This window comes from Streptomyces sulfonofaciens (genome assembly GCF_014656295.1).
GTDB classification, from domain to species: Bacteria; Actinomycetota; Actinomycetes; order Streptomycetales; family Streptomycetaceae; genus Streptomyces; species Streptomyces sulfonofaciens.
On sequence record NZ_BNCD01000001.1, the window covers coordinates 184778 to 209974 of the forward strand.

Consider the following 25197-nt stretch of genomic DNA (forward strand, 5'->3'; position numbering starts at 1 on the left):
CCGTTCTGGTGTCGAGTCAGAACAGGAGCTCTCATGCACGCTTCTCCGCGCGACCACACGGGCGCGCGCATCAAGCGCCTCCGTCTGGAACGCCACCTCACCCAACGTGCCCTTGCCGACCTCTCCCTGGTCCCCTACAGCACCCTGACCAAGACCGAGCAAGGTGTCATCCCGGCCAGCCCCCACGTCATCGCGAGCGTCGCCCGGGCCCTTCGTGTGGACGTCGCCACGGTCACCGGCCAGCCCTACGTCACCGAGCTGCGCGCCGATGAACTGGATGTCCTGATCAGGCCGATCCGCGAGGCCCTGGACGTCTACGACCTCGGCGCCGACCCGGAGATCTCTCCACGCCCCCGCCGGCTGATCGCCGACGACGCCGAGGAACTGCTGGTGGCGGTGCGGGCCGGGGAGATCAAGCGTGCCGCCCATGAGGTCTCGGGGCTGATCCAGGAGGCGACCACGGCGGCCCACACCGTCAAGGACACCGGGGGCTGGCTGCTGCTCGCCTCCACATACCGCACCGCGTACGACGTCACCACGAAGCTGGGTTACGGCGACCTCGCGGCCATCGCCCTCGCACGGATGGACTGGGCGGCCCAGCGCGGCTCGGACGCCGTGTTCGGCGGCATGCACCGGTACATGCGCGCGCTCACCTACCTGCGCAACGGCCAGGACCGCACCGGTGACCGCCTGGTGCGGATCGGCCTCAGCACGCTGGCGCAGGCGGACCCCGGAAGGGAACGGGACGTGGTCACCGGCCAACTCCACCTCGGAGCCGCCGTCATGGCGGCCCGGGCGCACGACAAGGACCGGGCGGCCGGGCATCTCGACGAGGCACAGAGGCTGGCGGAGTCGACCGGCGAAGCCGTCAAGGTGCACTGGCTCAGCTTCGGTCCGACGAACGCGGCCGTGCACCGGGTCTCGGTGTCCGCGGAGCTGGACGAGTACGCCGACGCGGTGGAAGCCGGCCGCAATCTGAAGTTCCCGCAGGACTGGCCCGCCTCTCGTCGCAGCCACCACCACGCCGAACTCGCACGTGCCCAGATGTGGACCGGGGACCTCGACGGCGCGTTCGGGAACCTGTTGCAGGCCCGGAAGATCGCCCCGCAGCAGGCCCGGTATCACGCGACCGTCCGAGAGACCTACAGCGGTCTCGAAGCAGCCAAGCGCAGGATGCCCGACAGCTTCCTCTCCTACGGCTCCTGGCTGGGCGTCTGACACGCAGTAACTCCTTTGACCCCGACTATCAACAGATCCTGACAGTCGGGGTCTTCACACACCGCGACCATGTCGTCACCGAACCATCGACATGGAGCCGACCATGACGCGTTTTCCAGCCGACCTCGTCCCGCCCGTGGGCGAGGCAGCACCCCGTACCGGAGCCCTGCCCGCCGAGCACGCCCCCCGGGCCGCCGCGCCGACCGCCGCCGAGAGCGCCCGCGCCCACCCGGACGGTCGCCGGGCCAGCCGCCCGCAGCCTCACTGCGCCCTGCGCCGGCCATCGGCCGACGAGGACCACGGCCGCGGACTGCTCCTGGTGGCCGCGCTGGCCGACGCCTGGGGGAGCGCCCCGCGCTGCGGCCCGGGCAAGTGCGTATGGGCCGAGTTCCAACTCGGCACACCACAACCCGCCGCCGTCGCACGGTGATGTCCGTGGCCTTCACGGAGGTGTGGACGGGCTGCCCTCCGCGAGGCCCAGGTCGGCGGCGGCCTCGGGGGTGATCTCCGCGATCAGGTCGGGCGTGGCGTCGGACGTGATGAGGACGCGCGAGCGGCTGCCGAGGGTGTGGCTTCCTCGAAGGACCCGGAAGTCGATCGTCCTGGGGGAGACGGAGTCGAAGGTGCCCGCCCGCCGACGCCGGGCTTCACAACTGGCCGTCAGGATGGGCCTGCTCGCCGCGTGGTCGAGGGGTGGTCCTCCGGTCCCGAACCTCGACCCGCAGCAACTCAGCTCCCGCGACCGGGTGGTGCCCGCACCGCCCAACGACACGCGCGGGAGTGCGTCGTCACGCGCAGTACCGTGGAGGTAACACCTTCTGGCGGGAGTCCTATGAACACTTCCATCGGCGACCGCATTCGCTGCCTGCGCGAATTTCGGGACATGACGCAGGAGGGGCTGGCACGGCGTGCCGGTGTCTCGGCCGACACGATCCGGAAGCTCGAACAGGGAGTACGACAGTCAGCGCGCATCAACACCTTGCGTGCGCTGGCCCGGGCCCTCGATGTCCAGCTCGAACGTCTTGTAGGGCAGCCCACCGTGACACGGACCATCTCCGAGGACGGGGGCCTCATCGCGCTGCGCGACGCGATCCAGGACATCGGTGCGCTGCCCGGTGTGCCCGTTGACGACGACGTCGAGGAACCGCCCGGTGCGGACGTCTGGATCGCCTCCGTGAAAACCGCCGCGGCCATGTACTGGCAAGGCCAGTACTCCGAGTTGTCGGGCACACTGCCGCTGCTACTGCGCGATGGTCGGGCTGTGGTCCGCGAAAATCCCACGGAGCCCGTGTGGCAACAGTTGGCGCTCGCGTACCAGATCGCCGCTTCCCTCGCCGCGCAGTCCGGCCACGCGGACTGGGCATTCCAGGCCGTGGAGCGGCAACTCGCGGCTGCCCGGCGGGCCTCCGACCCGCTCATGGAGGGCATGGGCGTCTCCACCCTGTCGTGGGTGCTGCTGCGGCAAGGCCGATGGGAGCAAGCGCAGGCAATCGCCGAGAAGAAGGCCGACGAGCTCGAGCCGAGCTTCCGCCGGGCGACGCCCGATCACCTCGCCGTGTACGGCAGCCTCCTGGTGGCCGCCGCCACTCCGGCGGCCCGCCGGGACAGGCACGACGACGCCGTACACCTGCTCACCGTGGCCGAGGCGGCGGCCATCCGGTCGGGACAGGTGCATGCCTACGGTAGTGCGTTCTCTCCCGTCGACGTACGCACGCAGAAGGTCAACGTCTTACTCGCGGGCAGTGAAAGCAGGCCGGACGAGGCGCTGCGACACGCCGGGCGTGTGGACATCAGGGAGATCAGCCGGCCCGTCCACTGCGCGCATTACCGCGTGGACGTCGCGCAGGCCCAGTACCAGACCGGCGACGGTTCCGGTGCCCTGGCCACGCTCCTGGAGGTGGAGGCCGAGCAGCCGGAGTGGATCAAGTTCCAGGCGCTCGCAACGGCCACGGTGCGGGAAATGCTGGAAGCCGAGCGGCGCCGCAACACTCCGCTACGAGGGCTGGCGGCGCGGCTGGGGGTCGACCCGACCGGGTGAGCAGGGTAGGACGACATGTCCTAGTCGATCTCCAACTGACGCACCGAATGGTGGCCTTCGCCACTGGGCTGTGATCACCCCACTCCGTAGCGTGATCTCCGTAACACGGCGCCGGCCCACCTGAGGAGTACCCGGTCTGCGCCGCCACGTGCAGCCCAGGGAGACAGGCGTGCGGCGCCATGCCCACCCGCCTTCTTGCTGTTGCTCCCGGGCCTCACCATCCGAGGGAGCGTCATGTCGGGAACGATCACCACGCGGGATGTCGATCCGGTGCGTGAGGCCGAGGCCGAACGCCCCGCTCGGGGTGGTCCGCCACCGCAATGCGGGCCCCGGTCGGTTTCACGTGCCGGAGCCGGCATGCGCGGGGCTCGTTCACGTCATGTGCAGCTCCACTGCGCCCCCTGACCGGAGCCGCATATGGGCACGAACGAGAAGCGCTTCAGCGCTCATCCCGCGTCGGTCGCGCACGCCCGCGAGTGGGTCGTGGGTGCGCTCGCCCGACGCGACCTGCTCTGCCGCGCCGACGACATCCGCCTCTGCGTCTCCGAGCTGGCCACGAACGCCATCGCACACACGACGACCCGCAGACGCAGGTTCGCCGTGCACCTCGCCTTCGCCGGCGAGGCACTGCGCATCGAGGTGCACGACACCGGGGACGGCAACCCCCACCTGCGCCGGCCGTCGGCCGACGAGGACCACGGCCGCGGACTGCTCCTGGTGGCCGCGCTGGCCGACGCCTGGGGGAGCGCCCCGCGCTGCGGCCCGGGCAAGTGCGTATGGGCCGAGTTCCAGCTCGGCACACCACAACCCGCCGCCGTCGCACGGTGACACAGCGCCGCCCCCTGGACCCCGGACCGGAACCCCGACGAGAAGGCACGCAGTTGGCGTACGACCACAAGGATCCCAAGTACATCCGTCTGGCGCGCACGATCCAGCGCCGGATCGAGGACGGTGTGTACGCGCCCGGGGCGCTGCTGCCGAGTGAGCACGCCCTCGCGGGGGCCACGGGCATGTCACGCCCGACCGTGGTGCGCGCGCTGTCGCTGCTGAAGCAGGACGGCTGGATCGAGTCCCGGCAGGGCTACGGAACCGTGGCACGGGGCCGGCCCGAGAGCGTCGGGCAGCGCGTGCAGTGCGGCCGGATCGCCGCGGAACGCGTCGAGTCACAGGCGGACGGCCACCTCGTGGCCGTCGGATTCGTACGGGCCCCGCACCGCATCGCCGCGCTCCTCGACGTGCCGGACCGCACCGTGGTGCTCCTGCGCCGCTTCCTGACCGAGCGGGACGCCGCGCCCTCGGAGGTCGTGTCCGCGTACTTCACCAAGGAGATGGCCGCGGACACCCTGCTGGCGGACCCCGCCCCCCTCGACGAGAGCCTCCTCGGCCACGTCGAGACACGCAGGAGGACGCACTACGACCACATACGGGAGAGGGTGACGGCCCGACCGGCCTGCGACGAGGAGGCGGACCTCCTCGGCCTCGAACCGCGCGCCTGGCTGCTGGCCGTCCTGGCGAGCGCGTACGACACCTTCGGGAACGTCCTGCACGTCACCGAATCCCTGCTGCCTCCGGCCGGCGGGGCGCTCGAAGACGTCTACCGGGTGGGGTGAGCGGCAGGGGTGCGCCGGGAGGCGGACTCACGTGGTGACCACCGTGATGTCCGTGGCCTTCACGGAGGTGTGGACGGGGGTGCCCTCCGCGAGGCCCAGGTCGGCGGCGGCCTCGGGGGTGATCTCGGCGATCAGGTCGGGCGTGGCGTCGGACGTGATGAGGACGCGCAGGCGGCTGCCGAGGGCGGTGATCTCGCGGACCCGGCCCGGCCACACGTTGCGCGGGCTGCCGGTGGGGCGTTCGCGGTGCACGGCCACCGTCTCCGGGGCGATGATCGCCAGTGCCGGGCGGCCGGGGGGCGGCGGGCCGGGGTCGGCGGGGGGCGCGATGACGACATGGGTGCCGGTGGCGGCGAGGGCGAGTCCGTCGGGGGTGGTGGTGCCCGGCCAGGCGTTGCGGCCGAGCATCCTGGCCACCCACGGTGAGCGCGGGCGGCGGGCGACCTCGGCGGGTGGGGCGTCCTGCACCGTTCGGCCGTGGTCGAGGACCAGCACCCGGTCGGCCAGCGACACGGCCTCCACCGGGTCGTGCGTCACGATCAGGCAGACGCCGCCGAAACCCGCGAGGTGGGTGCGCAGCGTGTGCCGGACCTGGGCGCGGGTGGTCTGATCGAGTGCGGCGAGCGGCTCGTCGAGGAGCAGCAGCCGCGGGCGGGGCGCGAGTGCCCTCGCCAGCGCGACGCGTCCCGCCTGCCCGCCGGAGAGCTGGGCGGGCCTGCGGTGGGCGAGGTGCCCCACGCCGAGCCGGTCGAGCCACTGCTGGGCCGTGCGGCGGGCCTCGGCGCGCGGCACGCCACGGGCGCGCAGACCGTACGCGGTGTTGCCGAGCGCCGTCAGATGGGGGAAGAGTGCGCCGTCCTGCGGGACCCAGGCGACCTGGCGGCGGTGCGTCGCGAGGGCGGTGACGTCGGTGCCGCCGAGGCGCAGCCGTGCGGTGGCGCGGGGTGTGAGGCCGAGGAGGGCGCGCAGGAGGGTGGTCTTGCCGGCGCCGTTGGGGCCCACCACGGCGATGGTGGTGCCGGGCGGGGCGCTGAGGGTGAGTTCGTCCTGGCCCGTCACGGTGGCGTCCAGCGCATGCCCGTCCTCCTCGGGTGCGGCGGGCGGGAGCCGGTGGGGGGCGGCGTCCGGTGCGGTGGCGGCCTGGGCGGTCGCCTCCGGCGGGGCGGTGTCCGGTGCGGTCGCCTCCGGCGGGGCGGTGTCCGGTGCGGTCGCTTCCGGGGCGGTGGGGGTGCCGGGGTCCGCGGGTGTTGCGGCGGGGCCCTGCGCGGCTGCCGTCGTCCAGCGGCCGCGCAGGGCCACCAGCACCGCCATCGCGATGGCCAGGAGCAGCAGGGAGACGGACGTGGCCGCCTCGGGGTCGTCCTGGAGGAGCAGGTAGACCCGCAGCGGCAGGGTCTGGGTGGTGCCGGGGAGGTTGCCGGCGAAGGTGATGGTGGCGCCGAACTCGCCGAGCGCCCTGGCCCAGGTGAGGGCCGCGCCGGCGACGAGGCCGGGGGCGACCATCGGCAGGGTGACGGTGCCGAAGACCCGCAGCGGTGAGGCGCCCAGGGACGCGGCCGTCTCCTCGTACCGCGGGCGCAGCCCGGCCAGCGCGCCCTCCAGGCTGATGACGAGGAACGGCATCGAGACGAACGTGGCGGCGACCACCGCGCCCGAGGTGTGGAACGGCAGCGTGATGCCGAACCAGTCCTCCAGCCACGGGCCCAGGAGCCCGCGCCGCCCGAAGCCCAGCAGCAGCGCCACACCGCCCACGGTCGGCGGCAGCACCATGGGCAGCAGGACCAGGGTGCGTACGAGGGTCTTGCCGGGGAAGTCGACCCGGGCCAGCAGCCAGGCAAGCGGCACCCCGAGCAGCAGCGACAGGCCGAGCGCCCAGCAGGACACCACCAGCGAGAGCCGGATGGCCTGCACCGACTCCCCGCTCGTGAGGTGGTGGCCGAGGTCGCCCCAGGACGTGCGGACCAGGATGCCCAGCAGCGGCAGCAGCAGGAACGCCACCGCGAGCAGTGCGGGCAGCGCCAGCGTCACGGGCACCCGCGACCGCGACCGGCTGCGCCCCGGCTCGCGCGTCCGCACACCCTCGCGCGTGCGCACCGGCTCGCGCGACCGCACCGGCCTGCGCCGCGGCCCCGCCGTCCGCCCGGACCGCACCCGCTCCCGCGCGGCCCCGCCCCCCGCGCTCTCCGCGCTCCTGGCGCTCCCGGAGCCGGGGCCGTGCGGCGCGCCCCCCGTGGCCGCGGCGCCCGGCGCGTTCGCGGGCCCGCCCGCCGAGGGGGCCCGGGAGGCGGTGTGCCCGCGCTCCTGGCGGGGCGTGCGTTCGTCTCGCATGCGGGCCACCGTCCTACGGCTGCTGGAAGCCCGCGTCGCGCAGGAGTGCCTGCGCCCGGCGTGAGGAGAGCCAGTGGACGAAGGCGGTGGCCGCCTCGGTGTGCCGGGACTCCTTCAGGGTGGCCGCGGGGTAGGAGGCCAGGGCGTTCTGGGCGTCGGGGATGGCGACCGCGTCGACCTTGCCGGGCGCGGTCGCCGCGTCGGTCCTGTAGACGATGCCGGCGTCGGCCTCGCCCAGTTCGACCTTGCTGAGCACGGCCCGTACGTTGGCCTCCTCGGAGACCGGGTGGACGGTGACCCGCTGGGCGTCGAGCACCTGGCGGCTGTAGTCGCCGACCGGCACCTCGGGCGCGGCGAGCACCACCTTCAGCTTCGGGTCGGCGAGGTCCTTGAGGCCGTGGATCTTCTCCGGGTTGCCCCTGCCGGTGACGATGACCAGGCGGTTTCTGGCTATGACGGTGGGTGTGCCGGTGTCGGAGCGCACCCCGTCCATGGTCCTCCGGTCCGCGGTCACCAGCGCGTCCGCGGGTGCGCCCTCCTTGACCTGCGCGGCGAGTTCCTGCGACCCGGCGAAGGAGAACCTCACACGCGTGCCGGGGTGCTCCTTCTCGTAGGCGGCGCCCGCCTTCTTGAAGACGTCGGTGAGCGACGAGGCGGCGAGCACGGTCAGATCGGCCGCCGGCGGTCCGCTCCGGTCGGCGGACGCCCCGCCCCCGGCGCCCCGGCTGCCGCTCCTGCCGCCGTCGCCGTCACCACCGCAGGCGGCGAGCGCGCCGAGCAGGACGCCGGCGAGCACGGCCGCGGTGACACCGCGGCGGGTGGAAGTGATCCTCATCGGCGGGCTCCTTCGCCATCGGGGGACGTGCGCGGGGTGTCGGGGGCGGTCGGTCGGTGCGGGCCGCACAGGCGCGGCCCTGCACCGGGGGTTGCGGTACGGGCGGTGCGGTGGGGCGGTGTGCGGTACGAGCGGTGGGGCGGTGGGGCGGTGTGCGGTACGGGCGGTGGGGCGGTGTGCGGTACGGGCGGTGGGGCGGTGTGCGGTACGGGCGGTGGGGCGGTGTGCGGTACGAGCGGTGGGGCGGTGTGCGGTACGGGCGGTGCGGTGGAACGGTGTGCGGGCGTGTGGTGCGCGAGGTGCGGGGCATGTGGTGCGCGGGGCGCGGGCGGCCGGACCGGGGCCGCGGGCGCTCGCACGTTCCGTCAGCCGCGGTCGATGTGCACGTTGGTGGCCTTCACCCGGGCGGTGGCCTCCATGCCCACCTCCAGGCCGAGTTCCTCGACGGCCTCACGGGTCAGCAGCGACACCAGCCGGTGCGGGCCTGCCTGGATCTCCACCTGCGCGGCGACGTCGCCGAGCCTGACGCCGGTGACGATGCCGGGGAAGGCGTTCCGCGCGGAGGTGTACGGCACCTCCGCGTCGTCGGCGCCCTGCTGGCCGATCTCGACGGAGAACGCGGCGAGGTCCCGGCCGTCGATGAGGCGGCGCCCGGCCTCGTCGCGGTGGGTGGCGACCCGGCCGGCGTCCGCCCAGCGGCGCGCGGTGTCGGGGCTGACGCCCAGCAGACGCGCGGCCTGGCCGATGGTGTAGGACTGCATGCGCGTCAATGTAGGCGCCCGATCCTCTCATCTGCAAGGAATCGGAGTGTTTCGCCTGGCACCTGCGAGGTGTCGGCCGCCGTGCCGGGCGGCCCCGGCGCTCCGCCCCGCGCGACGGCCGTCCCGGCGGCTCCCACCCCCGCGCGACGGCCCCCGGCCCCGGCATCGAGGGCCGGGCGCGGGGGCCGGAGGCGGGCACGGGGGCCGGGCGCGGGGGCCGCGTCGCGCGGGCCGGGCGCGGGCCCGTGGGTCAGGCGTACCGGTAGATCTTGCTGTGGTCCTCCAGTTGGGACGGCTTGACGTTCCACGGCGGCATGGCCTCGTTGCGGGCGACGATCCTGCGGTACTGGGAACTGTTCCGTCCGGGCGGGGTGGCGGGGAGGTAGGCGGCGCCCGGATGGGCCTTCTGCCAGCTCGACCAGACACGGTCGATCATGGCGTGGTGCAGCCAGAACACCGGGTCGTTGGGGGAGCTGCCGCCGAGCATCTGCCCGCCGACCCAGCGGTGCACGCGGTTGTGGAGCTGGTACTGGGCGTTGCCCGAGCCGCTGCCCCAGCCCTCCAGCTTGTTGCGGAATCCGGAGGCGGAGGTGGAGTTCCACGGGGCGGCGTCGAAGGTCTTCTGGCGGGTGGCCACCGCCAGCTCCGCCTTGGTGGGCAGGGCGATGGGCTGGGCGGGGTAGCCGAGGTCGCGGACCAGGAACGGGTCGTCGGTGACGTTCTCCCTGAGCGTCCAGTTCCCCTGGCGGTAGGCGAACGGGCCCGTGGTCACCCGCCGGTCGCCGTCCCTGCCGTTGCCGCCGAGGAAGTCCGCCGCCCACAGGGACGAGGTCCGGCTGCGGTCGACCGTCCAGTCCCAGTAGGGCACGGTGACCGAGGAGTCGACGCGTTGCAGGGCGCGCTCGAACTCCAGCAGGTACCGGCGGTGCCAGGGCAGGAACGAGGGCGTCATGTGGGCGACCCGCAGTCCGGGCTCGCCGTCGGAGACGTAGTACGTGATGTGGATACGCACGAACTCGTCGTACTCGCCCGTCCGCTTGAGTGCGAGGACCGCGTTGACGAACCTCCGTTTCTCGGTGGCGGTCAGGGCGTTCTGGTTCTTGCGGGTGTACACCATGCCGACTTTCCTTCTGGCCGGAGGCGGTGGAGTGGAAGGCGCGTCAGAGGTGCTGCGCGGGGGCCAGCCGGGACGCGCCGAGGGCGTTGACGGCGCCGCGGGCGGCGGCCAGCACCGTCGGATGGGACCCGTAGTGGTCCACCATGCTCAGGTAGCTGCCGTCCGCACGGCGCATCAGGTGCAGCGGACGCCCGTCGATCAGCACCTCGACCGGCCCGGCGCCGGGGCCCGGGGAGGCCGCGGCGATGTGGCCGGCGTGCTCCTCGGGACGGCCGGTGGGGCCGTCGAGGAGGGCGCGCCGGCGCGCGTGGATGTGGCGGCCGCGGTAGACCTCGTCGAAGAGCACGTCGTGGACCGGTCCGGGGGCGCGGCCGTCGGTCGGGTCGCCCCCGTCCGGCACGTCCGGCTGCCGGGCGTCGGCCACGACGGGCACGATGGCCACGGCCGCGGCGGTGGAGACACCGGAGGCGAACAGGGCCCGCAGCAGGGCGCGGCGGCTGCGGGGCCTCATGGCCGCGGCACCCGGGCCGGGCGGGCTGCGCGGCCTTCTCGTGCGGACAGTGTCATCGGTGATCCGATCCCTTCGCGCTGGTGTGCGGGGCACGCCGGTGCGTGCCTGCGGTGGTGTGCGGGGCACGCCGGTACTGCGGGGGGGCACACGGGTACGTACCGGCGGTGGTGTGCGGTCGGCGCTCCGCCTTCTCCCACCCTCCCCGCCCGCCACGCCCCGGAGGCGTCGGTCGGGGGGCCGCGGCGCCGTGAATTCGCCCGGGCGCAGCAGTGCGCCGCGGCCTTACAGGTGACGTGCCGTCATATCGGCCGACGAGCCGTCGTCGGCCGGCCCGCCCGCCCGCGGCCGGCGGCCGGGCCCGCGGGCCCGGCCGGCCTCAGCCGGTCCAGAAGGACCACCAGCGGGTGAGCACCATCATGCCGACGACGCCGATGTGCAGGACGGGCGGCGCCCACGCGAACTCGGCGAGGAAGGTGCGCAGTCGGCCGGGCGCGGGCAGGAATCCGCTGCGCACGGTGAAGGACGTCACGCACCAGAACATCACGATGGTGGCGGCCCAGGCCAGGCAGCACCACAGGCAGAGCGCGCCGATGCGGTACAGCGACTGGAACTGGAGCCAGCCGCAGAACCCCGCGCCGAGGAGCGCCCCGGCGTTGAGGCCCAGCCAGTACCAGCGCGGGAAGCGGGCCCCGGCGAGCAGGCTCACACCGGTGCAGACGACGGCCGCGTACGCCACCAGGCCCAGCATCGGGTTGGGGAAACCGAACACCGTCGCCTGCGCGCTCTTCATGACACTGCCGCAGGCCACCACCGGGTTGAGGCTGCATCCGGGAGTGAAGTCCGGGTCCCTGAGCAGGGCGAACTCGTCGAGCGTGATGACCCAGGACGGCAGCAGGCCGGCCGCGCCTGTGAGCACGAGCACCAGTGCGAAGGCGCGGCCCGCACCGCTCCTGAGCACGGCGGCGTGCCCGCCGCGGGTCCTTGCGCCGGTTCCCGGGGCCGGCGGCGGGGCGGCGCGATGGCGCGCCCCGGCCGCCGGACGCCCGGTCGGCCGACCGGTGAGGAGGGGCACCGGTCAGCCGACGGGCAGGCCGCCGAGCAACTGCCGGGTGAGGTTGCTCTTCTTGACCTGCTCCGCCACGCCCCGCACCGCCGCGACCGGGGAGGTTTGCTGCTCCGGGGCGAACTGCTGCGCGCCCACGAGGTGGGCGTCGACCGCCTTCTGCTTGCTGACGGTGTCCAGCACGCCGTCCACCACCACGGGGGCGGCGTCGGAGGCGGCGTACGCGGGTGCGGCGGCACCGGCCGCAGCCAGGGCGCCGGCGAGGACCGCAGCAGCCTTCAGGGGCTTCATGGTGTTCCTTTCTCCGGCGACGCACATCGCCGACGGGCTTTCACGTCCGGACACCGGAACGCGTCCGGTGTCCTCGCTTCACCGTGCCCAACGAGCCCTGAGCGGTGGGGAAACTCTGTCAACGGGAAATTCAGCCCGCCCCACCCGATCGAAGGCAACGCCGCGGTGGTGCTCGTACGATCACCCGCCTTTACGGAACTCCGGAATTCGGCCCGGAAAGGGGCCGGGGGAATACGGCCGGGGCTTCGCCGCGCATTCCGTCACGGCGGACGGGGCTCCTGGCGCACGGACCCTTCCGTGGACGGCCCGCGGGTGCATTTGCCCGCGGGCCCCGGCTGCGGCACGGGGCCCCGGCTTTCTGTCCGCGGATTCCGGGAGCGCGGGTGCGTACGGAGGAGACGGGCGTACGGAGGAGACGGGCGTACGGAGGAGACGGGCGTACGCGCGCGTCGTGGCGGTCCGCGGGGACCGGCACGACGCGGGCGGGGCCCGAGCGGGATTCAGGGGTCAGCGGCACTCATGGCCCGAGCGGGATTCAGCGGGCTTGAGCGGGACTCTCCGGGGGTTGCGGCGCCTGCTCCCGCGGGTCGGTCCCGGCCTCGGGGCGCTGCTGGTCGCCCGTCTGCCGTCCGTCCTGGACCGAGGCCCCGTCCCTGGCCCGCCGGTCGTCCTGGGCCTGCCGGTCGTCGCCGGCGTCCTGACGGCCCTCGTCGTGGCCGCGACCGTCGTCGTGACGGCCCTCGTCGTGGCCGCGACCGTCGTCGTGACGGCCCTCGTCGTGGCCGCGACCTTCGTCGTGGCCGCGCCCTTCGTCGTGACGGCCATCGTCATGACCGCTGCCCTCGTCGTGACGGCCCTCGTCGTGGCCCTTGTCCTTCTCCTGGTCGCGGCCCTCGTCGTGACGGCCATCCTCATGACCACGACCCTCGTCGTGACGGCCATCGTCGTGGCCGCGGCCCTCGTCATGACGGCCATCCTCATGACCACGACCCTCGTCATGACGGCCATCGTCGTGGCCCTTGCCCTTCTCCTGGTCGCGGCCCTCGTCGTGGCCCTTGTCCTTCTCGTGGCCCTTGTCCTTCTCGTTGTCGCGGCCCTTGTCCTTCTCGTGGCCCTTGTCCTTGCCGTCGGTGCGGCCGTCGGACAGGAGGAGGGCCGAGTCGGCGCGGGGGGCCGTTCTCGGGAGGCCCTGGAGGTCGGGCGCGGGGAGGCCGCCGGCGACGAGGGTGGCGGCGGCGTAGTCCACCGACGCGCGGACCACCGAAGGACCGTGCTTGTTCACGCCCTGCCTGTCACCCGCCGAGGACGCCTTGACCAGCGCGTCAACCGACGACTGGAGGCGGGTGAGCGCCCGGGCCCGGGGGTCCGCCGCGGCCGTGGTGCCCGCGGGCACGGCGTCGGCGGCGGTCCTGGCCCGAACGGTGGTGATCGCCGACCGCACGGCGTCGGAGTGCTGCTTCGCGGCCGCCGCGGACAGGTGGTTGCGGTCGGCCTTGATGACCGCGTCGAGCAGCTCGCTCACCGGGGTGAGCACGGTCGCGGCGTCGTGCAGCGCCCTGGCCTGGCGGGACAGGTCGGCGGCCCGGGGCGCGGCGGCCGGGGAGCCGCCGCCGGACGTGCCGTCGGAGGCCGCCACGACGGGAGCCGCGGCCGACAGGGTGAGGGCCGCGCAGAGGGCGGAGGTGATGAGGGGACGTACGGGCAGATGACGCATGGTCTTCCCTTCGCTGAGTGCGTCCGATCTTGTGATCACCGTCCGAGCAGCGGTCGCCGTACGCAACCGATCGAGCGCGGAACGTGTCCGCCCCTGGGTCGGTGCGACCGCCGGTTCTGCCTGGTGGGACACGGTCCGCGGGCGCCCGCCGACCCGGCCGCCCGCCTCCGGCCGTTCGGGTCGTCCCACGCCGCACCGGCGGCGCGCCTCCGCACGGCGCGGGCGGCTCTTCCGTTAAGCGGCGGCGCACCATGCACGCGGCCTTTTCACGTGCCGGGGCCCGCGGGCGAAGACCACATCATCAAGAAGTAATGCAAGCCGATACGACACACAGGCTTTCGGAAATTATCGGATACGTTCACAAATCGGCTACAGTTGCCCTTCCCTGAAGCCGTCCTTTAGGCACCGGCGAGTGCAGCGGATCGTGTGATTTTTACTCCCCGCGGGTTTCAGAACCTTCGCATCCCGAAAGGGCAGAGTCGGCCATGCGTCATTCTCCTGGTCCCATCCGAGCTCGTCGTCCCCTCGGCCGTTCGTGTGCACCGTCCTCTTTCGGTTGCCACCCCGGACGCGGCCCGGGACACGCCCTCGTCCGCCCTTTCTCTCTTTCCCCCGGTGACCCCGCCGGCGGCCCCGCCGGTTTCGCCGCCGGTTTCGCCGCCGGGATTTCCCCCGGTGCTCCCTCCGGTGTTTCGCCCGGCGCTCCCCAGGGGCCCGTCCTGCCGTGCGCGGCAGGCGCCCGCGCCGTCGCCGACGATGTCCTCCGGTAGCCCACAGCCGTCGCCCGCCCGTAGCGCACCCCTTCACCGGCCCCGTCGCGTCCTGAACGTCCTGCACGTCACCCAGCCCGTCGACGGCGGGGTGGCGCGTGTGGTCACGGACCTGGTGGCGGCCTCCCCCGCCGAGGACCTCGCCGCCACCGTGGCCTGCCCGGCGGACGGCCCGCTGGCGGGTGCGGTGCGCGACGCCGGCGGTGCGGTGCGGTACTGGGCGGCGTCCAGGACCCCGGGCCCCGCCCTGGCCGGTGAGGTGGGACGGCTCGCACGACTGGTGGCCCAGGTGCGCCCCGACGTGGTGCACGCGCACAGCTCCAAGGCCGGGCTCGCCGCCCGGCTCGCCCTGCGCGGCCGGGTGCCGACCGTCTTCCAGCCGCACGCCTGGTCGTTCGAGGCCGCCCAGGGCAGGGCCGCGCGGTTGGCCCGGCGCTGGGAGCGGTACGGGGCGCGGTGGGCGGCACGGATCGTCTGCGTCAGCGCGGCGGAGATGCGCACCGGGCAGGCCGAGGGGATCGAGGCCGACTGGTCGGTGGTCCAAAACGGTGTGGACACCGCGCGCTTCCGGCCCGCCGCGGGACCGGCGGGCGACCGGCGTGCCGCCCTGCCCCTGCATCCCGGGGTACCGCCCACGGGGCCGCTGGTGGTGTGCATGGCGCGGCTGTGCCGGCAGAAGGGCCAGGACGTGCTCCTCCAGTCCTGGCCGCTGATCGCCCGTCAGGTGCCGGGCGCCCACCTCGTCCTGGTCGGCGACGGACCCGAGGCGGCCGCCCTGCGCCGCGCCGCGCCGCCGTCGGTGACGTTCGCCGGGCCGACCCGCGACCCCGCCGCCTGGTACCGGGCCGCCGACCTCGTGGTGCTGCCGTCCCGCTGGGAGGGCATGGCCCTGGCCCCGCTGGAGGCACTGGCCTGTGGCGCGCCGGTCCTGGTCACCGACGTGGCGGGCGCCCGTGAGGCCCTGCCCGCCGGGCAGGAGGCGCACTGCCTGGTCCCGCCCGCGGACCCCGCGGCGCTGGCCGGTGCCGCCGTCGCCCTGCTGCGCGACGCGCCGCTGCGCGCCGAGCTCGGCCGAGCGGGGCACCGGCACGTCCTCGCCACCCACGACGTGCGGCGCTCCGCCGCCGCGGTCGCGGCCGTGTACCGGGCCCTGCCCGGTATCGCGCACACCGGGCCCACCAGGCACGCGGCGCAGGCCGCGTGCGACGAACGCAGGGAGTCGCTGGCCACGTGACTGCGGAAAGCACCGTCCCACCCCCCGCCGGACAGCCACGGACGGGCGGGAGCCCCTCCCCGATCGCGGTCGTCAGACCCCGCGGCACCTGGCGCGGCCCCCGCCCGCCCCTCGGGCCGCGCCGTGCCGTGCGGCACGCCTCGCCGCTCCCCCTGCTCGCCGTGGACACCGCGGCGGCCCTGCTCGGCGTCGCCGCGGCGGCGTCCACGGCCCGTACCGGCGGGCTCGGCTGGCGGGCCGCGGTGCTCGGGGCACCGGCCGGGGCGCAGTCCTGGCCGGCCGCGTTCCCCCTCTGGCCCGCGGCCCCGCTCGCCTGGCCGGCACTCGCGGTCCTGTGGCCCACGCTGGCGCTGCTGCTGACCGTGACGGCGCTGTACGCACGCGCCGGTCTGTACGGCACACGGGGCGGCCCGCCGCCGCCCCGCGCCCCGCTCGTCCTCGACGAACTCCCCGCGCTCGGCGGCCGGAGCGCGGCCGGCTGGGTGCTGCTCGCCGCGCTGCTCGCCGGGCTCTCCCCGGCCCGGGCGCTGTCGCTGCCCGCCCTCGCCACCGGCTGCGCCGTGCACATCGCGGTGAGTTGCGCGGGCCGCGGCGCGGTGCACCGGCACCGCCGCCGCGAGGCCGCCCGGCACCCGCACCCGACCCTCGTGATCGGTCCCGCGGCCACCGCCCTGCGGGTCGCCGCGGCCCTCCTGCGGCACCCGGCCTGCGGCCTGCGCCCGGTGGGCGTGGCCGGTACGGAACCGGGCCCCGGCCACCCGGAGCCGGGCGCCGCGGAACTGGTCCCGGCGGCAGGTGGCACCGACCGCGGCGGGTCCAGGGCGGCGGCCGCGTCAGGAGTATCAGGCGAAACGGATCTGCCGGTGCTGACCACCCTGCCGGACGTCCGGCGCGCGCTCATCCAGAACACCGTGCGTGCCGGGCTGTTCGTCGGCGCCGACGGAGCGTACGGACCGCTCATGGGACTGCTGACGGAGTACCACTGCCTGGTGTGGCGGCTGGACCCGGAGCCCGCCGCGGTCGCCGTGCCGCACCCCGCGCCCGACGCCGGTGCGAAGCCCCACCCCGCGGCCCTCGTGCCGCACGGCCCCGGCGGCCCCCGGCGCTCCCCTCCGGGCGGCAGCGCATACCTCGCGGGCTTCCCGTGCACCCCGCTGTCGCCCCTGCGGCACACCCGCCCGTCGCGCGGCAAACGGGCCCTGGACGTGACGGTGTCGGGGCTGCTGCTGGTGCTGGCCGGCCCGGTGCTGCTGGGCTGCGCGGCCGCACTGCGGCTGATCGACGGGCCCGGTGTGGTCTTCCGGCAGGAACGTGTCGGCAAGGACGGCCACCCGTTCACCCTGTTGAAGCTCCGCACCCACCGCCCCGCCGACCCGCAGGAGGCGACCACCCGCTGGAGCATCGCCGACGAGCAGGGCATGAGCGCCTTCTGCCGGTTCCTGCGCCGTACCTCCCTCGACGAGCTGCTCCAGTTGTGGAACGTCTTCCGCGGCGACATGAGCCTGGTCGGACCGCGGCCCGAGCGCCCGCACTTCGTCGCCAAGTTCAGCCGGCTGCACCCCGGTTACGCGGCCAGGCACCGCATGCAGACGGGGATCACCGGACTGGCCCAGATCCACGGCCTGCGCGGCGACACCTCCATCGAGGACCGGTGCCGCTTCGACAACGCCTACATCGACACCTGGTCGCTCTGGCAGGACGTCTGCATCCTGCTGCGCACCGCCGCCGCCCTCGTCCGTCCCACCGGGAGCTGAGGCGCCGTGCCCCACCCATCGGCAGCCACCGCCGTGCCGGGACAGGCGCCGGCGGCGCCCCGGGCCGGGCTCGGGGCGGCGTTGCGGCGCCGGGCGCCTGTCCTGCCCGTGGTGGTGCTCATCGCCACGCTCGGGCTGCCCGGGGCGGACGGGCACGGGCCCGCGCTGCCCGGCCTCGGCGCCGGCGCGCCCGGCGGCGCGGGCGGCACGGTGGCCGACGCGGTGTCGGCCCTCGTCGTGCTGTACGCCGCGGTGCGTGCCGTACGCCTGGCGCGCCGGCCGCTGACCAGGACCGCGGCCGTCGTCCTCGGTCTGCCCGTGGCCGGCTTCGCGGTGGCGGCGCTCGGTGCGGCCGACCCCGCCACCGGCCTCGCGGGCTTCGCCCGCTACCTCCAGGTCTTCGTGCTGGTGCCCACGGCGGTGCTGCTCCTGGTCCGCGACCGCGCACAGCTTCGCCTGCTGGCGTGGGCGCTGGTCAGCCTCGCGCTGTGGGAGGGCGGCCTCGGCGTGGCGCAGTACGCCACCGGCACCGGAGCCTCCTACATGGGCTCCGGCATCCGCGCCGTGGGCACCTTCGGAGCCGGGGACATCATGGGGATGGCGACCGTGGTGGCCTACGGCCTGGTGTGCGCGGTGGGTCTCGCGCTCGCACCCGGTGACGCGGGCACGGCGCACGGCACGGCGGCGCTCCGCACGGCGGCGCACGGCCCTGTCCGGGCCGACCGGTGGCGGCGCGCGGTGGCGCTGGGGTGCGCGGTAGTGCTCGTGGTGCCGCTCGCGGTGTCGTTCAGCCGGGGGGCGTGGATCGCGACCGCCGTGGCGTGCGGGGCACAGCTCGCGCTCACGGGTCTGCGCAGGGCGGTCGCGGCGGGTGCCGCGCTGGCCGCCGCGCTGGTGGTGCTGGTCGCCGGGATCGGTGTGGGCGGCTCCATGCTGGAGCAGCGGCTGAGCAGCATCACGCACGTCACCGACGCACCCGACCAGTCGGTCGTGGACCGGTACACCATGTGGTCGGCCGCGCTCGGCATGTGGCGCGAGAGGCCCGTCACCGGCGTGGGCCTGAAGGGCTTCCCCGCGAACCGCGACAGCCGCGCCTCGCTCGCACTGTCCTCCGGCAGCGACACGGAGGGCGCGGGCGCGGCCTTCCGGCGCCAGCCGCTGCTCTCGCCGCACAACATGTACCTCCTCGTACTGAGCGAACAGGGCCTGCTCGGCCTCGTGCCGCTCGCGGGCGGCTGGGCGGCGCTGCTGGTGTGCGGGATCCGCCGGGCGGCCCGGGCCCGGCGCGCCGCGGTGCCGGGGCATTCCCCGACGCCGGGGCGCCCCTCGGTACCGGTGCATCCCCCGGCGGCCGGGCATACCCCGGCGCCCGTGCCTGCCGAGGATCCGGCCCCGGCCCGGTCCGGCCGCGGCCTGGACTGTGCGCTCCTCGCGTGCGGGCTGCTCGTCTGGCAGCTCGTGGACTTCGTCTACGCCGACATCGGCGGCCCGTCCACCGCGCTGACCGCGGTCGTCCTCGGCGTCGCGGCCTGGTGGGCGCTCGGGACGGCGACCGCGGACGGCACGGCGGCGACCGAGACCCCCGGTGCCCGGCCGATGGGCCGTGACGGTGGCGGTGCGACGAAGGGCGGTGCGACGAAGGGTGGTGGCGAGACGACTCGGGACGCCGCGCCGACGAGGGGCGGCGCCGGTGCGGGCGACGGCGCACGACCCGTCCGGGGCGCCGGGAAGCGGGCCGCGGCCGTCGACGGTGCCGTGGGCGGCAGCCCGGCGGGGCGGTGACGGTGGGCGGGGCGGCGGCGGACGGCGGCGGGGGCCCTTCGCGGCGGTTCCTCTTCCGGGCCGCGCTGGTCACCGCGGGACTGACGGCGGCCGGGGCACTGCTGGGGCTCGGCCGCGACCGTGCGCTGGCGCACCTCTTCGGTGCCGGCCGGGACACGGACGCCTTCCTGGTCGCCTGGACGGTGCCCGAGGTCGCGGCGACGCTCCTCATCGAGGACGGCATGGCCTTCGTCCTGGTGCCCGCGTTCAGCCTGGCACTGGCCCGCCGCCGCACCGGCGCCCGCGGACCCGACCCGGTACGGGCGCTGGTGGCCGCCTCGCTGCCCAGGGTCCTGCTGGGCCTCGGCGTGGCGGGCGCGCTGCTGTGCGCAGGGGCGCCGCTGCTCGTGCGGCTGCTGGCGCCGGGCCTGCCGGAGCCGGGCCTCGCCGTGGACTGCACACGGTTCACGGCGACCTGCGCGGTGTCGTTCGGCCTCGCCGGGTACTGCAGCGCGGCCCTGCGCGCACACCGCAGCTTCGCCGTGCCCGCAGCGATCTACGTGGTCCACAACCTCGCCATCGTCGCCGCCGTGTTCGCCTTCGGCGGCCGCCTCGGCGTACGCGCCGCCGCACTCGGCGTGGCCTGCGGCGGCTGCCTGATGGTCGCCGTCCAGGCACCGGCACTGTGGCGGCACCTGCGGGGCGGGCGGCCCCCCGAGGGCACGGAGGCCGCCCGTACACCGACGTACCGGGACCCGGCGAGCCCGGCACGTGCGCGGACGGTGGCAACCGCAGGGCCGGGCGGCTCGCGCGGCCCCCGCACCGTCCCGTCCGCGGCGTACGGCCCCCCGGCGGCACACGTCCACGCCGGATCAGGAGCAGGCGCCGCGGGGGCAGCGGAGGCCACGAAAGCCTCGGAGGCCGGGCAGAGCGAGCGGGCCGGGCAGGCCGTACGCGTCCAGCGGGCCGTACACGACGGGCACGCCGAGCAGCCCAAAGGGGCAGGGCAGAGCGGGCGGAGCGGGCGAGCCGGGGAGGCCGAACAGGTCGGGCGGGCCGGGCGGGCCGGGGTCGAGGGCGGGCTGGTGGCGTGCGTGTTGATGTTCGCGCTGTGCCGGCAGTCGCAGGTGCTCGTCGAGCGCTACCTGGCCTCGTCCCTGCCGCCGGGCGCGATCTCCCACCTCAACTACGCGCAGAAGGTGGCGCAGGTGCCGATGGCGCTCTCGCTCATGCTCTGCACGGTCACCTTCCCGGTGGTGGCGCGGGCGCTGGCAGAGGGCGACACGGCGCGGGCCAGGGACCGCATGGAACGGGACCTGCTGCTGGCGGGCTGCGTGGTGCTGCTGGGCGCCGCCGCCCTCGTCGCCTGCGCGCCCGCGCTGCTGGAACTCCTCTTCCAGCAGGGCGCCTTCACCGCGCGGGACACCGCGGCCACCGCGGGCGTGCTGCGGGTGTACGCGCTCGGGCTGCTCGGCCACACCCTCGTCGGCGCCCTCGTCCGCTGCCACTTCTCCGCGGGCCGCCGCACCTGGTACCCGCTGGCCGCGATGGCCACGGGCGCCGTCGCGACCGCGGTGCTCGGAGCCTGGGGCGCGGGCCCCTGGGGCGCCCGGGGCATCGCCGCCGCCAACGCCGCCGGCATCACCCTCACGGCACTGCTCCTGCTGATCGGCGGGCGCGGGCCAGGGCGCGGGCCAGGAGCCGGAGCCGGGCACGAGCGCAGGCCCGGGCGCCCGAGGCACGGCGGTCGGTACGGCACGAGCCGGCCGACCGCGCCCGCCGCACGTGCCGTGCCGGTCAGGACCCGCCGCGTCCTGACCGGGCTGACCGGGCAACTGGCCGCGGCGGTGCTCGCGGCCGGTGCGGGGCTCTGCTGCGCGGGCTGGGCGCACGGGGCGCCCGCCACCGTCGCGGCCGCATGCGCGGCCACCGCCGCCGTCTACGGTCTGGTGCTCGCCGCGCTCCATCCGGGCGACGTCACGCCCATCCTGCGTACCGCGCTCCGCCACGCGCGCCTGGGCGCCCGCTCCCCCGCCCCCCGTACGGCCCGCCTCTCGCGCCGGGGCGCGGGCTCCCCCGCCCGGGGCTTCCCCGCCCGAAGCCGTCGCGGGCACCCCCGTCACGCCGGCGCCCCCGCTCGGCGCACCCGGGCTCCCCGCGGCCGCACCGGCGTCCCCGCCGCTCCGGCGGCCACCGGCCGCACCCGCCGCACCCGCCCGATCCCCGCCCCACCCGTGATCCCCTCACGCCCCTCACCCCCGTCCTCCTCCTCGTCCTCCCCGTCGTCCCCGCCCGCTTCAGCTCCCTCCCCGCCCTCACCTGCCACACCCCCCTCAACCCCCGCACCCCCCTCACCTCCCTCACCGGAAAGCACCTCCATGTCCGCTGACACACGCGCCGTCACCCCACCGCCCAGGAAACCGTCCGCAGGCCGAAGGCGGCCGGCCCGTGCGATCTGGTGGCCGTCCGGTGCGCCGCCCTGGGTGGCGATGTACCACTCCGTGGCCGACCGCACCGAGGACCCCCACCGGATCACCGTCACGCCCGGCCGTCTCGACGCACAGCTACGACTGCTGCGGCGGCAGGGGTTGCGCGGCGTGAGCGTGGCCGAACTGCTCGCGGCCCGGTCCGCGGGCCGGGACCGCAACCTGGTGGGGCTCACCTTCGACGACGGCTACCGCGACTTCACCGAGCACGCGCTCCCACTGCTGCGCAAGCACGCCTGCACCGCCACCGTCTTCGTGCTGGCGGGCCGGCTCGGCGGCGCGAACACCTGGGAGGCGCACGGCCCGCGCAAACCGCTGCTCGACGCGGACGGCATCCGGCGGGCGGCCGACGCGGGCATGGAGATCGCCTCGCACGGCCTCACCCACACCGACCTCACCCGCGCCGACGAGGCACTGCGGCACGCCGAACTGGTGCACAGCCGGGCGCTGCTCGGCGAGCTGACGGGGCGTGCGGTGCGCGGGTTCTGCTATCCGTACGGGGCCGTCGACCGCGACACGGCGGACGCCGTGCGGCGCGCGGGCTACGCATACGCCTGCGCCATCGCCCCGGGGCCGCTGGCCGGCGTCTTCGCCCTGCCGCGGGTGTACGTCGGGCAGCACGACACGGGCGCCAGACTGACCGCGAAACGACTCCTGGCCCCCCTGCGGCGCCCCCTGCCCGCGCCCGCGCCACCCGCGGCGCCGGAAAGTCGCGCTGCCCGGGGCGGTGCCGCGTCCCCGGCCCCGGCACCTCCCGGCGCCGGCAGCGCCCCCGGCGGCCCCGGGCAGTCCGGTGAGCCCGTGCCGGCAGCCCCCGTACCGTCCGCGCACCCCGGGGAGGCGCCGTGAAGGTGCTCCAGGTCATCACCGGGCTGGGGGTGGGCGGCGCGGAGCAGCAGTTGCGGCTGATGCTCCAGCAGTTGCCCGCCACCTGCGACGTCGTCACCCTCACCGCCCCGGGCCCGGTCGCCGAGGGGCTGGCGGCGGACGGTGTGCGCGTCACCCACGTGAAGATGTCCGGGAACCGCGACGTGACCGCGCTGCCCCGCCTGACCAGGCTGATCAGGGCGGGCCGCTACGACCTGGTGCACACCCACCTGTACCGGGCCTGCCTCTACGGCAGGGTGGCCGCCCGGCTCGCCGGAGTGCGCGCGGTGGTCGCCACCGAGCACTCGCTCGGCGACACCCTGATGGAGGGCCGCCGGCTGACCGGCGGCGTGCGCGCGCTCTACCTCGGCACCGAACGGCTCTCACGCGCCACGGTCGCCGTCTCCCCGACGGTCGCGGAACGGCTGCGCCGCTGGGGCGTGCCCGGCGAGCGCGTCCACGTGGTGCCGAACGGCATCGACGCGGGGCGCTTCCGCTTCGACCCCGACGTGCGGTACCGGGCACGGCGGCTGCTCGGGCTGCCCGACGACGTCTACGTCATCGGCGCCGTGGGCCGGCTGGCGCCCGGGAAACGCTTCGACATCCTGCTGCACGCGCTGACGGCGCTGCCCGACGAGTGCGTGCTGCTGCTGGTGGGCGGCGGGCCCGAGGAGCGGGCGCTGCGCCGCACCGCCCGGCGGCTGGGCATCGGCGAGCGCGTCATCTTCGCCGGCGAGCGCCCCTACCCGCCGCCCGAACCGCTCGGCCCGCCGGACTTCCTCAGGCCCGCCGAGCAGCTCGGCGGCCCGGGCCCGACCGCCCGGGACGGCCGCCTCGCGGACGGCGGACGCCGACCGGGTGGCGGGCGCCCGACGGACGGCGGACGTGCCGCGGGGGGCAGACGTCCCGCGGACGGCGGGCGGCCCGGTGGGCGCGGGAGGCCCGCGGGGCCGGACCCGGTCGCGGAGGCGGGGTTCGGAGCGGGCCCCGGGCCCTTCGGCGGGTACCGGTCCGGTGCCGGGTCCGACCCGCTCGCGGGTACCGACCGGATCGCGGGCGCCGATCCGCTCGCGGGCGCCGATCCCCTCGCCACACACGGCCCCTTCGCCGCACACGAGCCCTTCGCCGTGCACGAGCCCTTCGCCGGTGCCGTGCCGCTTCCCGGGCGTGGGCGGCCAGGGGAACGCGGGCGCGAGGCGGGCGCGGCGCTCGGCGGGCGCGGCGGACCGTCCTGCGCGGACGACCTCGCCACGGCGCGTACGCTGCCCGCGCTGCTGGCGGCCATGGACGTACTGGCCTCGCCGTGCCAGGAGGAGACCTTCGGGCTCGCCGTGGTGGAGGGCCTCGCCGCCGGCCTCCCGGTGCTGTACACGGCCTGCCCGGCGCTCGACGACCTGCCTCCCGCTGCGGCGCCCGGCGCGCGCCGCGTGCCCAGCACCCCGCAGGCATACGCACGGGCGCTGCACCACCTGAGCATCTCCGGAACCGGCCGGTTCCCGGTGCCCGACGCCGTGCAGCACTACGACATCGCCCGCAGCGCCCAGCAGTTGATGCGCGTCTACGCCGCGGCCCTGGCCGGTCCCACGTCCCGCGCCCACCCGCGCGCCCGCGTGCGCCCGCACACGGCGCCCGCCCCCGAGGCCCCCGTCGAGGAGCCAGGGACCACCACGGACGCGAGCCAGGAGCCGCCCACCGCCGCAGCCGCGACCGGTCCCGGCCCGGCCACCGGCATGCCCGGGCGGACCGCCGCCCCTGCCCCGGCCTCCGGCTCCACGGCGGACCCGGCCCCCACCGCTGCGGCGAACGCCGGTGACCCGGCTGCCCCCACCGCCCCGGCCGCCCCCCACCCGTCCACCCACCCGTCCGCCCACGATCCGGCCGCCACCGACCGGGCCGGCGCGGCGAACGCATCCGGCACCGACCACGCCACCACCGCCACCACCGCCACCACCGGCTCGGATGCCCCCGCGGCCCCCGCCGCGCCCGGCGCCCCCGCCGAGCCGACCCCCGGCGCCTGCGCACCGGCGCCGGGGCAGGCGGCACCCGGACACGGAGACGGACGAGCGCTCGGACGGGGAGGGCCCGCGCCGCGGTGGAGTGTGCCGCGGTGGTGGCCGCGCCGCCCGGGCCGCACGGCGCCCCCACCCCCACCCGAGACTCCCGAGGCCCCCGGGACTCCCGAGACCCCCGGGACCCCCGAGCCGCCCAGCGCACCGGACACCAGCCGCACCGCGAACCTCCCCGGCCCGGACCGCACCACCGCCACCGCCCCGGAGGCGGACGCCGCCGCACCGAAACCCGACCCCGGCCCCGACACCCCACCCGCACCCGCACCCCCACCCGCACCCGCACCCGCACCCGCACCCGCACCAACTGTCGACGGCGCCACCGCCAACGGCACCACCGTCGAGGGCGGCCACGGCGCCGTACCGGACCCGGGCGCCCGTTCCCGCCCCGGCAGCACCACCGCCGGTCCCGCCACCGACCCGGCGGCAACGGCCCCCGCCCCCCTCACCGACACCGACACCGCCACCATCCCCAGCCCCGACCCGGGCCCCGACACCGACCCCGCGCCCACCTCCGCGTCCGGATCCGGGGGCCAGGCGTCCGCCGGGGCCACGACCGGTGCCGGGGCGCCGGGGCCGGACCGGGCCGGCTCCGGGGCGGACTCCACCTCGTTGGGAGTGAGCTCCTCATGACCCGAACCCGCGTCAGGCGGCGTATCCCCGCGGAGCCGGCGAAGCGGCCGTCCCCGCCGGAACGGACCGCGCCGGCCGAGTCTCCCGAGCCGGCCGACCCGCCCGCACCCGCCGCCCCGTCCCAGCCGGCCGACGAGCCG

The 25197-nt window shown here is 75.8% G+C and carries 19 protein-coding genes and 1 pseudogene; 11 read left to right on the forward strand and 9 right to left on the reverse strand.

What is annotated here, in order from left to right; genetic code table 11:
* Positions 1–33 precede the first annotated feature (33 nt).
* Both IE313_RS00660 and IE313_RS00665 read left to right on the forward strand, forming a co-directional pair.
* The gene (locus IE313_RS00660) at positions 34–1218 is read left to right on the forward strand and encodes a helix-turn-helix domain-containing protein (RefSeq protein ID WP_189928871.1); all 1185 of its coding nucleotides are present in this window, start codon (positions 34–36) and stop codon (positions 1216–1218) included.
* Between the two features lie 103 nt (positions 1219–1321).
* On the forward strand, positions 1322–1648 hold the full coding sequence (locus IE313_RS00665) for a hypothetical protein (protein ID WP_189929315.1): 327 nt from the start codon (positions 1322–1324) through the stop codon (positions 1646–1648).
* Positions 1649–1660: 12 nt separating this feature from the next.
* Here IE313_RS00665 and IE313_RS34880 read toward each other — a convergent pair whose 3' ends face one another.
* Positions 1661–1990 carry a TOBE domain-containing protein gene (locus IE313_RS34880; protein WP_229924265.1) on the reverse strand — a complete coding sequence of 110 codons (330 nt, stop codon included), beginning with the start codon at positions 1988–1990 and terminating at the stop codon, positions 1661–1663.
* Between the two features lie 60 nt (positions 1991–2050).
* On the opposite strand from IE313_RS34880, the gene IE313_RS00675 reads away from it, so the two are divergent.
* The 3 genes from IE313_RS00675 (at position 2051) to IE313_RS00685 (ending at position 4866) form a co-directional block, all read left to right on the forward strand.
* Positions 2051–3256, forward strand: a complete 1206-nt coding sequence (locus IE313_RS00675; protein WP_189928872.1) for a helix-turn-helix transcriptional regulator — start codon at positions 2051–2053, stop codon at positions 3254–3256.
* A 417-nt stretch (positions 3257–3673) separates the two neighbouring features.
* Entirely contained in the window at positions 3674–4084 is a 411-nt protein-coding gene (locus tag IE313_RS00680; protein WP_189928873.1) for an ATP-binding protein, read from the forward strand.
* A gap of 53 nt (positions 4085–4137) precedes the next feature.
* On the forward strand, positions 4138–4866 hold the full coding sequence (locus IE313_RS00685) for a GntR family transcriptional regulator (protein ID WP_189928874.1): 729 nt from the start codon (positions 4138–4140) through the stop codon (positions 4864–4866).
* A gap of 27 nt (positions 4867–4893) precedes the next feature.
* Here IE313_RS00685 and IE313_RS00690 read toward each other — a convergent pair whose 3' ends face one another.
* The 8 genes from IE313_RS00690 to IE313_RS00725 all read right to left on the reverse strand — a co-directional run bounded on the left by IE313_RS00690 (position 4894) and on the right by IE313_RS00725 (position 13486).
* Positions 4894–7194, reverse strand: a complete 2301-nt coding sequence (locus tag IE313_RS00690) for an ABC transporter permease (protein WP_229924266.1) — start codon at positions 7192–7194, stop codon at positions 4894–4896.
* Between the two features lie 13 nt (positions 7195–7207).
* Entirely contained in the window at positions 7208–8029 is an 822-nt protein-coding gene (gene modA / locus IE313_RS00695; RefSeq protein WP_189928875.1) for a molybdate ABC transporter substrate-binding protein, read from the reverse strand.
* Between the two features lie 365 nt (positions 8030–8394).
* Positions 8395–8790, reverse strand: a complete 396-nt coding sequence (locus IE313_RS00700; RefSeq protein WP_189928876.1) for a TOBE domain-containing protein — start codon at positions 8788–8790, stop codon at positions 8395–8397.
* A 250-nt stretch (positions 8791–9040) separates the two neighbouring features.
* Positions 9041–9907, reverse strand: coding sequence for a tyrosinase family protein (locus tag IE313_RS00705; protein WP_189928877.1), 867 nt, complete (start codon positions 9905–9907; stop codon positions 9041–9043).
* Between the two features lie 43 nt (positions 9908–9950).
* A complete protein-coding gene (locus IE313_RS00710; protein ID WP_189928878.1) occupies positions 9951–10418 on the reverse strand; it encodes a tyrosinase family oxidase copper chaperone in 468 nt (155 codons plus the stop codon).
* 376 nt (positions 10419–10794) lie between these two features.
* Complete coding sequence (locus IE313_RS00715) at positions 10795–11376, reverse strand: vitamin K epoxide reductase family protein (RefSeq protein ID WP_189928879.1); 582 nt, start codon at positions 11374–11376, stop codon at positions 10795–10797.
* Positions 11377–11493: 117 nt separating this feature from the next.
* On the reverse strand, positions 11494–11772 hold the full coding sequence (locus IE313_RS00720) for a hypothetical protein (RefSeq protein WP_189928880.1): 279 nt from the start codon (positions 11770–11772) through the stop codon (positions 11494–11496).
* A gap of 535 nt (positions 11773–12307) precedes the next feature.
* Positions 12308–13486 carry a hypothetical protein gene (locus tag IE313_RS00725; RefSeq protein ID WP_189928881.1) on the reverse strand — a complete coding sequence of 393 codons (1179 nt, stop codon included), beginning with the start codon at positions 13484–13486 and terminating at the stop codon, positions 12308–12310.
* Between the two features lie 756 nt (positions 13487–14242).
* On the opposite strand from IE313_RS00725, the gene IE313_RS00730 reads away from it, so the two are divergent.
* From IE313_RS00730 to IE313_RS36145, 6 genes and pseudogenes are all read left to right on the forward strand, one after another.
* On the forward strand, positions 14243–15490 hold the full coding sequence (locus IE313_RS00730; protein ID WP_189928882.1) for a glycosyltransferase family 4 protein: 1248 nt from the start codon (positions 14243–14245) through the stop codon (positions 15488–15490).
* Positions 15487–17244 (forward strand): sugar transferase, encoded by a 1758-nt coding sequence (locus tag IE313_RS00735; RefSeq protein WP_229924267.1) that lies wholly within the window; start codon positions 15487–15489, stop codon positions 17242–17244. Before IE313_RS00730 ends, IE313_RS00735 begins: the two co-directional genes overlap by 4 nt.
* 108 nt (positions 17245–17352) lie before the next feature.
* Entirely contained in the window at positions 17353–19026 is a 1674-nt protein-coding gene (locus IE313_RS00740; RefSeq protein ID WP_373316900.1) for an O-antigen ligase family protein, read from the forward strand.
* Positions 19023–22340, forward strand: a complete 3318-nt coding sequence (locus IE313_RS36580; RefSeq protein ID WP_444546244.1) for a lipid II flippase MurJ — start codon at positions 19023–19025, stop codon at positions 22338–22340. The genes IE313_RS00740 and IE313_RS36580 overlap by 4 nt, the downstream gene beginning before the upstream one ends.
* A pseudogene (locus IE313_RS00755) lies at positions 22337–23111 on the forward strand (glycosyltransferase); the annotation flags it as partial. The gene IE313_RS36580 and the pseudogene IE313_RS00755, both read left to right, overlap by 4 nt.
* A gap of 530 nt (positions 23112–23641) precedes the next feature.
* Positions 23642–25057 (forward strand): glycosyltransferase, encoded by a 1416-nt coding sequence (locus IE313_RS36145; protein ID WP_444546245.1) that lies wholly within the window; start codon positions 23642–23644, stop codon positions 25055–25057.
* Positions 25058–25197 lie beyond the last annotated feature (140 nt).